This is a genomic window from Haladaptatus pallidirubidus, from assembly GCF_020700235.1.
Classification (GTDB): Archaea; Halobacteriota; Halobacteria; order Halobacteriales; family Haladaptataceae; genus Haladaptatus; species Haladaptatus pallidirubidus.
The window spans coordinates 1,384,542-1,398,983 of record NZ_CP085301.1 but is presented as its reverse complement, the minus strand read 5'-3'; the positions used below and the strand labels follow the sequence as shown (position 1 = coordinate 1,398,983).

The window sequence follows — 14,442 nt, the reverse complement described above, 5'->3', positions numbered from 1 at the left end:
TTGACCGAGAGAATAGCAACCGAAGAGATACCGACCGCAGGCTACGATTCGGCGTCGAGCGCGGACTCCAGCGACATGAAGAAGGCGAAGTAACCGACGACGCCGGCGAACAGTGTCAGGTGGTACGCCCAGGTTGGCCCCTGAAGCACGTCGAACAGGGCGGTGACGACCGCGACCCAAATCACGGCAAAGGCGAGATCCGCGACCATACCCGACCGGTGTTCTTTGACGTGGTCGAGGACGGTTCCGGCGAACTGCACGTTACTCACCTTCCTCCACTTTTTCCCGTTCGTCCACGACCAACACCGACCGATGGGTCGAGCGGAGGACGCGCTCGGTGACGCTTCCGAGGAGCATCCGTCGGACGCCGCTCCGACCGTGGCTTCCCATCACGATGAGGTCGATGTCGTAATCGTCGGCGAAGTCGGCGATAACTCGATGGGGTTGTCCGGCGCGGAAATGCTCTTCGACGGAGATATTTCGGCGTCGACCCTGCTCGACGACGTACCGAGTTGCCTCTCCCGCTCGGTCTTCGAGGTCGTCCATTTCGCCGAACCGACCGGCTCGAATGCGGTCGATTTGCTCAGTGCCGAGGCTCACGTCCATGGCGTCGGTATCGACGACGTAGAGCGTGTAAACGTCGGTATCGAACTTTTCGGCAATCTCGAGCGCCGATTCGACCGCCAGTTCCGCAGTTTTGCTCCCGTCCGTGGGAATGAGGATGCGTTCGTACATTGGTTGATAGTTTGGGATTCGTTGGTGGTCAATCGTCCGCCGGGCGGTGTCCGCCCTTCGCATCGACGATGTCCTCTGCGCTCTGCTGTTGCCCCATCGGTTCAGGGCTGTGGCACTGCCGAACGATTCGTTTGATGCGTTCCGGCGGTTCGCTGGTCGCCATCGAGACGCCGATGGTGACGGCGAACACGATGGGCGTTCCGACGAGTGCGGCCCCGACTGCGGGGAACACCTCGGCATAGGCAGGCACGAGTGGCCCGGATTCGGTGGCGAGGATGAGTTCGTTGAACACCGCGGCGGTCCAGATGAGGAGTCCAGTCGTCATCCCGGCGAGGGCACCCTGTCGGTTGGCGTTCTCCCACCACAAGCCGAGGAAGAACATCGGGAACAGCACGAGTCCGGCCAGCGAGAAGGCGAGCGCGACGAGTTCGCCGACCAACGCCGGCGGGTCGAGTGCGGTAACCGTCACGATGGCACCCAGCACGATGATGGTGGTGCGACCGATGAGCAGCTGTTGGCGCTGTGTCGCGTCGGGATTGATGATGTTCGTGTAGATGTCGTGCGCTGCGGCCGACGAGGCGGCGATGAACAGTCCCGCGGTCGTCGCGATTGCCGCGGCGATACCGCCCGCCGCGACGAGGCCCACGAACCACGTCGGGAGATTCGCGAGTTGCGACGCGAGGACGACGATAACGTCACCTTCCGCGCCGCTCATTCCGTTGGCTCCGTACACGGGACCGACCTCGTTTGCGTACAAATCGGTTCCGAACGCCGCGAACGCGGGGGCGCTCAGGTACAGCAAGCAGATGAAAAACAGACCCCAGACGGTCGACCAGCGGGCGGTTCGCTCACTCTCGACCGTGTAGAATCGAACTAACACGTGCGGAAGCCCGCAGGTGCCGACGATGAGCGAGAACGCCGTCGCGATCCACAGGAAGTAGCTGGTTCCGCTGAACGGTTCGGTGAACTCGGCGTTGAGCGACCCCAACAGCGCGCCGTACTCGATTTGCGGCAGGAAGGTCGAATAGCCCTGAGTGTAGCCGACGGCGTACAAGCCCGCCAGAAACGCCACGATGAGGATGACGTATTGGACGGCCATGTTTTTCGTCGCGCCGAGCATCCCCGACAGCGCGAGGTAGCCGACGGTGATTCCCATCATGAGAATCACCATGGTTGCGTAGTCGCCGCCGAACACGTAGATGCCGACCAGTCCCATGCCGCGTGCCTGTCCGACCGAGTAGACGAACCCGATGAGAATCGTTGTCAGTGCGCCGATTGCTCGCGCGGTGTCCGAATTAAACCGGTCGCCGACGAAGTCGGGCGCGGTGTACTTTCCGAACCGGCGCATCTGCGCGGCCATGAAGATGAGCAGGACGAAGTAGCCGGTCGACCAGCCGACCACGAATGCGAGTCCGTAGTAGCCAGACAGCGCGATGAGCGCTGCCATGCCGAGGTACGATGCCGCCGACATCCAGTTGGAGCCGATTGCCATCCCGTTTTCGACGTTACCGATCGAACGACCGGCGACCCACAGGTCCTCTGTATCGGCCACGCGGAACGCGTATCCGATGCCCAAAAAGAGCAACAGCATTGCCGAAACGATAGCAGCCGGAATAATTTTGAACGAAGCGTTGAGCGCGTCCGGCAGCAGTTGAAGGGGCGTGAGAATCATTGCTCGACGCCTCCGTCAGGTGCCACGGTGTCGGTATCCGGCGCGGCTTGTTTGGTGGAGTGGTCGATGCCGTACTTCTCGTCCAGTTGGTCTCGCTTGCGCGCGTAGATGAACGAGAGGATGAGGGCACCACTCGGCGCGCCCATCGCGGTCAGAAGATAGTGCAGTGGGAAGCCAAGGACGGTGATGCTCGTCATGACGTCGGGTGCGAGAAACGTCGCCGTTACCGGCCCGAAAACGATGACGGCCCACGCGACGAACATCGTCCAGACGATTTTGAGGTGGTCGCGCATGAACGGAGTCGCCGGTTTGAAGATGTTGATTTGCGCATCGAGATAGTTGACGTTCCGCCGACCGGTCTGGACGCCGCCGTCCGTCTCGATGTCGGGAGCTGTTCCGTCTGATTGTGCGTTATTGTCTGTCATTGTTGACTAATTTCGATGAGTTGTGGTCGTCCCGATTCGAGCGGCGTTCAGGCGTCTCCGACCGTTTGAGCGATATCCTCAACGACCTCCGGATTGCGCAGGGTCGAAGTGTCGCCCAACTCCTCGTCGTTGGCGATATCCTCCAATAACCGACGCATGATTTTCCCGGAGCGCGTCTTCGGCAGTTCCGGCGTGAACACGATTTCTTCGGGGCGCGCAATCGGACCGATAGCGTCCTCGACGCCTTCGACGATTCGGTCGTGCAGGTCTTCGTCTCCCTCGGAATCCTCCTCGGTGATGACGTAGGCGTACACTGCTTCACCTTTGATATCGTGGTGACCACCGACGACTGCGGACTCGGCGACGCCTTCGACACCGACGATGGCCGATTCGATTTCCATCGTTCCGAGGCGATGGCCCGAAACGTTGAGCACGTCGTCTACACGTCCGAGGACGGTGATGTAGCCGTCCTCGTCGAGCTTTGCACCGTCTTCGGGGAAGTACACCCAGTCGTCCGGGTCGTCGCTCTCGGTGTCCGAGTATTCGGCCCAGTACTCTGCGACGAAGCGCTCGTCGTTGTTGTAGAGCGTTCTCAGCATCCCCGGCCACGGCTTGTCGACGGTGAGGTATCCGGCCTTTCCGGGTTCGACTTCCTCGCCGCGCGTATCGACAACCCGAATGTCGATGCCGGGGAGTGGTGGGCCAGCACTGCCGGGCTTCATCGTCCCGATTCCGGGTAGGGTGGTGACCATCATGCCGCCGGTTTCGGTCTGCCACCACGTATCCACGATTGGACACTCTTCCTGCCCGATGTGTTTATAGTACCACTTCCACGCGCGCGGGTTGATGGGTTCGCCGACCGTCCCGAGCAATCGGAGTGAGGAGAGATCGTGTCGCTCCGGATATCGACTCCCCCACTTCATGAACGCGCGAATCGCCGTCGGCGCGGTGTACAGTTGGTCTACCGCGTATTCTTCGACGATTTCCCAAAGGCGGTCGCGGTCGGGATAATCCGGCGTCCCCTCGTACATCACACTCGTCGTTCCCAGCGCGAGCGGGCCATAGACGATGTAGGAATGGCCCGTAATCCAGCCGATATCGGCCGAACACCAGTACGTGTCCTCCGGCTTGACGTCCAGCACCGACTGCGTCGTCCACGCCGCATAGGACAGGTAGCCCGCCGTAGTGTGTTTGACGCCCTTGGGTTGTCCGGTCGTTCCGGACGTGTACATCAAAAAGAGCATATCCTCGGCGTCCCGCGACACCGGTTCGACCTCCGCACCTTCCTGCTCGGCCACGAGGTCGGCGTAATCCAACTCCCCGTTCTCCATCGGGTGGTCGTACTCATCGCCAAGTCGGTCTACCACGACGACGCTCTCTACGTCGTGGTCTACCCCCGAGAGCCCCTCGTCGGCCTTCTCTTTGTGCTGAAGCGGGTCGCCCCGGCGGTAGTAGCCATCACAGGTGACGAGATGTTCGGAGTCCGCGCTGTTCATACGGGTGGCGAGCGCGTCAGCGGAGAATCCGGCGAAGACGACGCTGTGCGGTGCGCCGATGCGCGCACACGCTAGCATCGCGATGGGAAGTTCCGGCACCATCGGCATGTAGAGGGTGACGACGTCGTCCTCCTTGACACCCTGCTCGCGGAGGGCCGCCGCGAACTCGTTGACCTCGCGGTGGAGAGCTTCGTAGGTGTACGCCCGGTCGTCCTCGTCGGTGGGTTCCCCAACCCACTCGATTGCGACCTCGTCGCCCCGGTCGTCGAGATGGCGGTCGAGGCAGTTCGCCGACGCGTTCAGCGAACCGCCCGTGAACCACTCGTAAAACGGTGGATCCGAATCATCGAGAACCGTTTCGTACTCGTTTTCCCAATCGAGCAAATCGGCCGCTTGTTTCCAACACTCCGGCCAGTTCCGCTCGAACTCATCGTAGATGGTGTCGTCCACGAGGTTCGCCTGCGCAACGAACGACTGAGGGGGTTCGAACCGCTCTCGGTTTTCGAGACGCGCTTCGAGTTCGACATCGTTATCTTCCGTCATGGGCCAGGTTCACAAGACTCACGATATTATATAAGTGGTGGAGCTAACTATACAAAACGGTCGATTTTCCAACACAGAGGCGTTCCTTGGGGTGTACAAGAATTCGCAACCGGCGAGGAAATGTTCCTCCGACACCAGCGCGCGGACGGAATTAAACAGTTAGTGTCCGCTGGCGTCGGTTTCCTGACGGTCTACGTCCTCGAACACCGTATCGAACACCTTTTGCTGGGCTTTTCGGAGGTGGTTGTGGAGCGTCGGCGACGAGACGTCCATCGAGGCCGCAAGCTCCTCGGCGGTACTCCCGCGAGGCCACTCGAAGTATCCCGCGAGATAGGCGGCCCGGAGAACCGTTTGCTGGCGTTCGGTCAGCCGGTCGTGTACCGTCCGTTGGACATCGACCGTACTCCGCGCGGGTTCGGAAACTTTGCGCTTCGAGCGCAAGTCCGTCGCCGGAAACGACTTTTCTACGGTCTCCACGACGCGGCGGATATCGACGTGTTCCGAGAAAACGCCGGAAACGTCGAGGACGCCGGATTCGACCGACAGTTCGCGGACGGTGCCGCCGCGTTCGACGAGAGTCGTCGCGAGCGAGTCGCCGGAAACGACGAACTCGAAAAGCGCGTCGTCCTCGTAGTCGCGGATGAGACGGGCATCCTGCACGGCGTCCGCGGCGGTTACCCTATCGAGGACATCGCCGACGGTGGCCCCGCTGGCCGTGACGAAGTAGAGCAACGAATGGTTCGCCGTCGGTACCACCCCTTCGAGCGCGAACTGACAGCCGAGTTCCTCGGAGGCCGAGACGAGAAAAACGTCGCTGTCGGTACTCCGCAGGGAGAGCACCACACCGGTATCTGCCAACAACAGGCGTTTGCGCGCAATCGACGTGAGAGTTCGACCGACTCGTCGGCCGATATCCGCGAGCAGCGTCCGATCCGTCGGCCGAAAGGAGTCAGTAGCGACGCAGAGCAATCCGTGGACGGTTTCGTTCGACTGGAGCGGCGCGACGGCGAACGAGCACCGGGACAGCGGCCCGATGAGCGGGCTATCAATCGACCCACCGACCGGCGCATCGACAGACCTACTGACCGACGACCCGTCGATCGACGGGTCGTCGGTTAGCCCTCCGCCGACTATCGTCACGTCGGGTATCTCTTCATCGAACACATCGACACCATCGAGGACGACACCGGGAACATCGCCGTCGCTATCGATTCCCGCGGGCACGGCGCTCGTCCGTGAGGAACCGTCCGCATCACAAATCCAAACGGCGCGGTAGATGCCGGAGAGATGGTCGCAAACGATGCGTTCTACATCTTCCGTCGTGGACGCCTCCGCGAGCGTTTCCCCCAACTCGTTCATGCATCGAAGAAGTTCGGGACGGCGGGAACCCGCGCAGCCGTCGTCTCTCCTGTGACCGTGGCGGCGGTCGGATCGACCGCCGTCACGTCTCGACTGCTGATTTCGACTTTCGAAGGCGTCGATGATTGCGTTCGTGGTCGGCGCGTCGAGATACGGGGCGAGGCTTTCGAGACTTTTCCACCCGCCGACGGTCTGCACCACCCGCGGGTCGATTTCTTCCTCGACGAGGCACCGCCACGCGAAATATTTTCGAAGGTCGCGGCAAGTCACGTCACGAAGACCGTCAACCCGGTCTGCCACGTCGCTAACCATCATTTGAACCCGGCGGGGCGACACCGCGATAAACTGGTCGTGGCGGGAGACGTCGTTCGCTTTGGCGAATTTGCGGAGGTCGTGGGCGACGTCGGGCGGAACGTATGCCTCCCTCGTTTCGCCGTCTCCGTCGGGAACGGAGAGGAAATAGAACCGTTTCCCGTCGCGTTCGCGCTCCCGCAGGTCGGCGGGGCAAATTCGAGTTAGTTCCGAGGGTCGGAGTCCAACCCGTCCAGCCAGCGCCACGACGAGGTCTTCGCGGTAGGTTTCGGTCCCACGACGGAGGTGCTCGTACTCCGTCGTCGTCAAGTGTTCCGTCGTTTCCTCGCCGCGCATATTTCGTATTTCTATGGAAAGACGAATAAATCTTCGGGAGCAGCGGGGGGTCTATCGCCTCGCTATTCGATGAAGGTGAATATCACCGCGTGAAATCGGGTGGTCGCGATTTCGTCTTTGCACGAAAAGGTGAAATCTACTCGTCGAGGAGCGATTCGAGTTCGCCGACGACCTCCGGATTTCGGAGCGCGCTCGTGTCGCCGAGGGTCTCTCCGTTCGCGATGGCTTTCAGGTATCGCCGGACGACTTTGCCCGACCGCGTTTTCGGTAAGGACGGCGTGAACGTAACGGAATCGGGTGCCGCAATCGACCCGATGGCCGATTCGACGGCCGACCGGACGCGCGTTCGAAGCGCCTCGTCGCCCGCAACGTTCGACTCGGGGCTGACGAACGCGTGGACTTTCGACCCTTTCATCGTGTCCGTCCCGCCGACGACGGCGGCTTCCGCGACGCCTTCGACACCGACGATGGCCGATTCGATTTCCGCCGTACTCAACCGACGACCCGAAACGTTGAGCACGTCGTCGGCCCGGCCGAGAAGGTGAAGATAGCCGTCCACGTCGCGGACGGCGTTGTCGCCGGTGTCGTACTGCCACTGATTCCTGACGGTGCTCGTTCGACGGGCGCCCCAGCCGGAGCCGTCGCAGAGCGACCGGGCCATTCCCGGCCACGGACGGGTGAGAACCAAGCGCCCCGATTCACCGGGGGCGACCTCTTCACCGACTTCGTTGACGACTGCCGCATCGATTCCGGGGAGCTCCCGACCGACGGCACCGGGGCGCATTCGGTCCGCACCGGGGAGCGTCGAAAGAACGACGCCGCCGGTTTCGGTCTGCCACCACGTGTCCACGATTGGACACTCGCCCCCGCCGACGTGTTCGCGGTACCAGCGCCACGCCGTTTCGTCGATGGGTTCGCCGACGGTACCAAGCAGTCGAAGGCTGGAGAGGTCGTGTTGCTCCGGATACTCGCTTCCCCACTTCATGAACGCCCGGATGGATGTCGGCGCGGTGTAAAAGACATCGACCTCGTTGCGCTCGATAACCTCCCAGAGACGGTTCTTTTCGGGGTGGTCGGGCGTCCCTTCGTACAGGACGGTCGCTGCCCCGAGCGCGAGAGGGCCGTAGACGGCGTACGAATGGCCGGTGATCCAGCCGACGTCGGCGGAACACCAGTGCGTGTCGTCCGGTCCGAGGTCGAACACCGCGTAACTCGTCCACGCGACGTGTGCGAGATATCCACCGGTCGTGTGGCCGACCAGCGTCGGTTCCCCGGTCGTTCCCGAGGTGTAGATGAGAAAGAGTAAATCGTCGGAATCGCGCTCGACGGGGTCGATTTCGGCTCCATCGTGGTCGGAAACGAGGTCTGCGTAGGAGTGGTGGTCGCCGGTCGAACGACCGTCGTCGAGACGATTGACGACTATCTGTTCGACGTCCTGTTCGACGGAGAGACAGGCGTTATCGGCCATGCTCTTGAGGTGGAGCGCGGTACCACGTCGATAGTAGCCGTCGCAGGTGACGAGGTACTCCGAATTCGCGCCAGTCAGTCGGGTGGCGAGCGCATCTGCGGAGAATCCGGCGAAGACGACGCTGTGCGGTGCGCCGATGCGTGCGCAGGCCAACATGGCGATGGGAAGTTCCGGCACCATCGGCATGTAGAGGGTGACGACGTCGTCCTCGCCAACGCCGAGGTCGCGGAGGGCCGCCGCGAACGCGTTTACCTCGTCTTCGAGCTGTCGGTAGGTGTAGGCTCGCGTCTCCCCGAGTTTCCCTTCCCAAATAATGGCAGCTTCGTCGCCGCGACCGCCTTCGACGTGGCGGTCGATGCAGTTGTACGAGGCGTTCAACCGACCGCCGGGGAACCAGCGCGTCGTGCCGTCGGTATCGAGCACCGCGTCGAACGGACGACACCAATCCAGTAGTTCGGCGGCACCCGACCAACACGTCGGCCAGCCTGCGTCGCGAAGTGCGTTGCGGTCGGCTGTGGTGACGTTCGCCCCGCTGACGAACGGCGGAGGCGGCGTTTTCCATCTACGTTCGCGGGGCGTCTCCTTTCTACTGCCGTGAACCATTCGTTTCGAGGTTCGTGCAAAAAGACAAAAATCGTTCGCCTACTCGGGGGTCGGCGGGCGTGAAAAGTGAAAAAATGGAAGAATAATCGCGTTTCCGTCGGTTCGGGTTACCGGAGTGCGAGCGCCCGGTCGAGCAGCTCCTCATCGTAGCGTTCCGTCGTCTGCTCGTCGTTCGTTTCGTGGACGATACTAACCGTCTCGACCGTGTTTTCGAAGTTCTTTAACGTCGCTTCGTCCACCATCTGTCCGTCGATTGCAACCGCACCCGTACCGGTTCCTTTCGCTTCGACGAACGTCTCGATTTTCGACACCGCAGTACGGAGTTCGTCGTCAGTCGGCAGGTGGATGCGATTCGCCTGCGCGGTCTGGTTGGGGTGGAGCGACCAACTGCCGTCGAGACCGACCCGCGCTTCGCGCTCGACGTGGTCTGCGTAGCCGTCGCCGTTGTAGAACGTAACCCCTGCGCGCTCGCGAAACAGGCGGTCGAACGGCCCGCCAATCGAGAGCAGGCCGTTCGCACTCGCTTCGTTCGACAGGGCTTCGTAGAGTCCCGACCACTGAGGGCGCTGGCCGACTTCGCGCCCGCCGAGTTCCGCGGTGTAATCGACCGGCCCGAACACGAGCGCGGTGAGGAGCGATTCGTGCCCAAACCCAGAAATTTCGCGGAGGTCGGAACGGGCTCGTGCGGATTCGACGATGACGGCCAGTTCGATATCTGCGCCAGTTTCGCGCGCCGCGGCGGCGACCGCCGATTCGGCGGCTCTTACATCTTCGAGCCGCCCGACCTTCGGAACGACGAATCCGTCAACGTGTTCGCCGACGGTTTCGGAGAGCGTCTCGATCTGCTCGACGCCGCGCTCGCGGAGCGATTCGCTGTCGTACCCCCACTCGACGCGCGGCCAGATTTCGCCGGGGAATTCGGGTGCGTACTCCGGAAGCAACTCCCGGACGTTTTCGAGCGCCTCGTCCTTCATGTCCGGCGCGGTGCCGTCTTCGAGGTCGGGCACCAACCAGTCCGGTGCTGCAAAGCCCTCGGCGGTGAGGCCGGAGCGGAGGTATTTCGCGCTGTCGTCCCGGGGGACGGCAGCGGGCGCGGTCTGGAACGTTCGGCAGAGTCTCGTTTTCGTCATTGGTAAGATCTAAGTTCGTTTCTGAATCAATGCGGTTCGGGTGCCGGAGTACACCGGTTCGTCGCACTGGTTGAACGCGTAGTGCTCGAACGTGACTGTACCCGCCTCCGGGTCGTCCGTCTCTTCGATATCGAGGACGCGCGTGAATCCGTACACAGTGTCGCCGACGGTTACGAAGTCGTGGAACCGTTCGTCACCGTACTCGATTTCGCGATACGTTCGCTCGTCCGAGCGAGCGTGGCCGAGGGCGACCGACCGGGTCACGTCGCCGTAGGCGACGATTTCGCCGGAGGGCGAGTCGGCCATGTAATCGTCGTTGTGGTGCTGTTTCGCGGTGTTGAGCGTCACGAGTGGAAGCGTCGCTACCATCACGTCGTCCATCGTCCGCCCGCGTTCGTGGCGATAGGCGACCGCCGCATCGCGGTTCGCCGTCCGCTCGTGAGCGTCGCGGAAATCCTCGAAGTAGGGGCCGTCGGGAGCGACGAATTCGCTCGGAAGGCCCGAACCGTCCGTTTCCGCGGACGGACGAGATTCCCCCGGACTCGCGGAACCGCCGTCCGCGGCCATGGGTTCCCGACGCGGAATCATGTTCGTCCGGGTGTACGACAGGAGGCGGTCGCCCGTCTTGGCGTCGAATCCGGCCGTCTCCCACGTCACGATGCCGTAGTCGGGCCGAGAACTCGATTCGCGTTTGGCTTCGACCGTCGATTCGACGCGAACCTCGGTACCCGGCGCGACCGCCGGGTCGTGAAGCGACACGGCGTCCCTGCCCAGGAAGTAGCCGCCTTTCTCGCTCAAATCCTCAACACTCGGTCCCATCACGCAGGCGAGCAGGTAATCGGGATGAACGGGACAGTCGTCGTATCCGACCGCTTGCGCGGCGTCAGACCGCCAGTACGCCGGGTCGTGATTGAGCGTCTGACTCATCCACAGTTCGTTCGCGTGCGCCGAGAGCGTGAGTCCCGGCGCGTGTTCGATAGTCTGTCCATCGCTGAAGTCTTCGAAGCAGTTCCCCTTTTCCAGCGTCACCGCTCGCTCCAGCGCGTTCGAAAACGTCCTTGAGTCTGTCCAGTCGGTCATTGTTGGTTACCGTTGTTCCTGTCGCCGTCTTTCATTTTCTCTCACCGTCGTTCGTGATTCGAGGCGCGAAATCGCCCGCCGCATCTCGTTTTCCATCACCATGTACCCCTCGTCGAAACCCATACCGGGTTTGGCGAGCGTCTGGGCCGCGTCGGTGGCGAGCGCGACGTGCGCGCACGCTCGCGCTGACGTGACCGTTTCGTTGCACGTCCCGCCGAGGTACGCACGGGTGTCGGTGCCGTCACAATACAGCACCGCTTCGGCGCTCCGCCCGATACCGCCGAGGTCGGGCGTCTTGATTTGGACGAGATCGGCCGCGCCCGTATCCACGAACGCCCGCACGTCCGCGAACGTGTTGCACCACTCATCGGCCACGATGTCCACGCCGACGCCCGCGTCGGCGAGTCCGTCGCGGAGTTCGACCATGGCGTAAATCTGTTCTTCCCGACCGCCTTCGTCCATCGGCCCCTCGACCTGTAGCGGGAACGGGGCCGCGGCCTCCCGAAGGTCGGCGAAGTAGTCCGTAAATTCCGCACGGTCGTATGGGGGCCCAAAGACCTCGCCGAGGACGCCGTACACGTCAACGTGGAATCGCGGGGTGTAACCCTCCGGGCCGAGTTCGACCGCCCGCTTCGAAAGCCAGTCCAGGTAGGCGACCAACCGTCCACCGTCCGAACCGACCTTCTCGACGCTGTTGAACAGACCGTGCGGGAGAACCGGCACGCCCTTCAACAGCATTTTTTCGGCGTTGCCGCGCCTATCGTCGCCCGACTGTCCGAAGACGGGAACCGGGTCGGTTGCGGGAACGGTTCCGTACGCGTCGGCGAGTACGTCGGTTTTAGTACCGCGGCGGGCGCTCGCGGCGGCGTCGAGCAGTGCCTGTGAGACGCCGTACCGGAGCGCGGTGTGAAGCCGTTCGCCGTCGGTGGTGAGTCCTTCGAGGACGTCCGTGTTGTCGCGGAACCGTTCCGCGGAGCGTCCGACGAGCGCGTCCGCGACGGTTCCTTCGACCACCGGCGCGAACTCCTCGGCGCGGAACAGCGAATCGCGGCCGCCCGCGCCCGAATACTGAACCGCGGCACAGTCGCCGCGAGCGACCGTGCCGTCGGAGAGTTCAAGCAGGACGCTGACCGCCTCTCCGGCCTGTCGAACGCGGTCGAATCCGGGCGTCACCGGGTCGCCGCGATAGGCGAATCCGTCCTGTTCCGCGCCCGCTTTGATGGCCCGTTGGTCGTCGAAGAAGAATCCGGAGACGGCGGGCACCGCGCGAACCGATTCGATGATTTTCGTGCGGCCTGATTCGACGGACGTCACGCTCGGTCACCTCCGCGCTGGTTGCTTTTGCTCCCGGTCTCCCCGCGACGGCCGATGAGTCGGCCGTCGCTGATGGCGTCCACGTCGTCGGCGACCATCTGAAACGAGGTGGTTCGGTTCTCCGCCCGTGCGCGGCGGTCGAGTCGGTTAGTGTGAACCGACATGAGTTCCGATTCGAGCGCGAGGTCGCCGAATTCGAGGATACGAACCCGACCGTCGTCGTCGCGGGCAGGTAACACCGCGCTCTGTGCGCTCTCGCTCGGGGCGAACGGAACGTCGATGTTGCCCGTCTCGAAGGCCGCGACGATTCCTCGCGCAACGTCTTCGTCACCGAGTTCGAGAACCGTCTCCATCAGCGACCGCACTGAGGCTTCGATGAACTCCCGTTCCTCTTCGATGCCGTCCACGTCGATGTCCTGCTCGCACATCATATCGATTATCTGCCTCGTAGTTCGGAGACCCGCGGCGTTGGCCTCCTTGGTCGGAACCCCGCCGAACTCCTGCGGTGATTTGGTGATGACCTTGTCCGGTTTCGCAATCGCTGCGGTGGCCGCGCCGAGTGCGATGACGCCGTTTGCGCGGGCCTCGTCGGGCGGAAATCCGCCCATCCACTCGTGGAAAACGGTGGTGACGGTCACGTCGTCGGGAAGGTACTCCTCGCCGAGTTCGCGGAGCGCTCGCAGGGCGGCGATGTCCTGCACGAGATTGCCGACCTGTCCGTAGCCGAGCGTGATGCTTCGAACGCCCTGTGTGGCGGCGAGCAGCCCTTCGACCACGCCGATGGCGATGGCGATGCACGGCGGAACGAGCGTGCCGGTTAGCGGCCCGAACGGTTCGCGGTTGATTTCGACGCCGCGTGCGGTGTAGGCACCGGCAAGGCGGTCAACATACTGCCAGTGTTCGATGGTCTGTGCGAGGTCTCGTTCTTTCGTGTACGGGATGTTGTACGAGATGGGGCCGCCCTCGAAGCTCTGGAAGCCGCCGGCGAAGGTGACGGCCGCGAGGAGGCGAGCGTCGGGAGTCCCGTGGCGCACTTCGATTGGAGCATCCACCCCCTCGATGAGTTTGCGACAGCCTTCGACGCCGTGGTTGACGGCTGGAAAGCCGTTGAGGGTGTCGGTGTCGCTTTCGCGGGCGTTTTCGAGGCCCTGTTGGGCTTTCTCGTACTCGTTGTCCCTCGTGTACGAGTCGATGGTCGTCGGGAGCAAATCCGCGCCCCCCGCGCCTTCGAGATGGCGAAGGAGGGCGATTTGGTCGTCCAGTCTCGGGACGCCAGCGCGAGGTTGGAGGAGCGGTCGGTCGGCGCTCTGGAGGACGCTCGCGAACCGTTTTTCCTCGGGGAGCGAGTCGTGGTAGGCGACCGCTTCCTCGAAATCGACCGCTTCGGTCGGCCAATCCTCCCGTATCTGGTCGTCGATTCGCGACAGGTTCTCCGCGGAAAGTCGTGTATCACGTAACATGTGGAAGAGGAAAACTCAGGACGTGAGCCTCGTTCGTTCGGCTTCGGACTCGGTGATATTCATGTCCGCTTTGAGGGCGGCGATGGCCTCCATCGGCTCCGTTTCGGAGTCGAAAACGCGGTCGAACCCCATCGCGCGGAAACGAGCTCTCGTCTGCTCGAAGTCGTCCTGACCGACAGCGAGGTTGCCGCCGATGTAAGTTATGAGGTCGAGACCGGCGGCCTCGATGGCCTCGTGAAAGCCACGACAATCCTGTTCGGCGTGGCCGTACAGCGAGGAGATGAGTACCGCATCACCCTCGTGTGCTTCCACCGCGCTGATGAAGTCTTCTTGGCTGGACTGGACGCCGATGTTGACGACATCGAAACCAGCCGTCGAAAGCGCTTGGTCGAGTATCGTGATGCCGACGGCGTGCGCGTCGGACCCGATAACACCGAGGATTATTGTAGCAGACATCGCACTGGTACATACAATGGACAGAACTTAAAGATAATGTTCTTTCATGATTA

Annotated in this window: 12 protein-coding genes; all 12 read right to left on the bottom strand. The window is 62.6% G+C overall.

From position 1 onward, the window contains the following. Positions 1-41 precede the first annotated feature (41 nt). Complete coding sequence (locus LIX15_RS07725) at positions 42-260, bottom strand: DUF8119 family protein (protein ID WP_345411555.1); 219 nt, start codon at positions 258-260, stop codon at positions 42-44. A gap of 1 nt (position 261) precedes the next feature. Further along, positions 262-735 carry a universal stress protein gene (locus LIX15_RS07720; protein ID WP_227776869.1) on the bottom strand — a complete coding sequence of 158 codons (474 nt, stop codon included), beginning with the start codon at positions 733-735 and terminating at the stop codon, positions 262-264. 28 nt (positions 736-763) lie between these two features. Continuing rightward, entirely contained in the window at positions 764-2,407 is a 1,644-nt protein-coding gene (locus LIX15_RS07715) for a VC_2705 family sodium/solute symporter (protein ID WP_345411540.1), read from the bottom strand. Beyond that, positions 2,404-2,832, bottom strand: coding sequence for a DUF4212 domain-containing protein (locus LIX15_RS07710; RefSeq protein ID WP_227773162.1), 429 nt, complete (start codon positions 2,830-2,832; stop codon positions 2,404-2,406). Before LIX15_RS07710 ends, LIX15_RS07715 begins: the two co-directional genes overlap by 4 nt. A 47-nt stretch (positions 2,833-2,879) precedes the next feature. After that, positions 2,880-4,871: an acetate--CoA ligase gene (acs, locus tag LIX15_RS07705; RefSeq protein WP_227773161.1), complete on the bottom strand. Its 1,992-nt coding sequence runs from the start codon at positions 4,869-4,871 to the stop codon at positions 2,880-2,882. 159 nt (positions 4,872-5,030) lie between these two features. Then, positions 5,031-6,878, bottom strand: a complete 1,848-nt coding sequence (locus tag LIX15_RS07700) for a bacterio-opsin activator domain-containing protein (RefSeq protein ID WP_227773160.1) — start codon at positions 6,876-6,878, stop codon at positions 5,031-5,033. Between the two features lie 136 nt (positions 6,879-7,014). Further along, positions 7,015-8,949 carry an acetate--CoA ligase gene (gene acs / locus LIX15_RS07695; protein ID WP_227773159.1) on the bottom strand — a complete coding sequence of 645 codons (1,935 nt, stop codon included), beginning with the start codon at positions 8,947-8,949 and terminating at the stop codon, positions 7,015-7,017. A gap of 107 nt (positions 8,950-9,056) precedes the next feature. Continuing rightward, on the bottom strand, positions 9,057-10,079 hold the full coding sequence (citE, locus tag LIX15_RS07690; protein WP_227773158.1) for an L-malyl-CoA/beta-methylmalyl-CoA lyase: 1,023 nt from the start codon (positions 10,077-10,079) through the stop codon (positions 9,057-9,059). Between the two features lie 9 nt (positions 10,080-10,088). Further along, on the bottom strand, positions 10,089-11,159 hold the full coding sequence (mch, locus tag LIX15_RS07685) for a 2-methylfumaryl-CoA hydratase (protein WP_227773157.1): 1,071 nt from the start codon (positions 11,157-11,159) through the stop codon (positions 10,089-10,091). A 6-nt stretch (positions 11,160-11,165) separates the two neighbouring features. Continuing rightward, positions 11,166-12,473 carry a methylaspartate ammonia-lyase gene (locus tag LIX15_RS07680; RefSeq protein WP_227773156.1) on the bottom strand — a complete coding sequence of 436 codons (1,308 nt, stop codon included), beginning with the start codon at positions 12,471-12,473 and terminating at the stop codon, positions 11,166-11,168. Further along, positions 12,470-13,933: a methylaspartate mutase subunit E gene (locus LIX15_RS07675; protein ID WP_227773155.1), complete on the bottom strand. Its 1,464-nt coding sequence runs from the start codon at positions 13,931-13,933 to the stop codon at positions 12,470-12,472. Before LIX15_RS07675 ends, LIX15_RS07680 begins: the two co-directional genes overlap by 4 nt. A gap of 15 nt (positions 13,934-13,948) precedes the next feature. Further along, entirely contained in the window at positions 13,949-14,389 is a 441-nt protein-coding gene (gene glmS / locus LIX15_RS07670) for a methylaspartate mutase subunit S (protein WP_227773154.1), read from the bottom strand. Between the last annotated feature and the right edge of the window lie 53 nt (positions 14,390-14,442).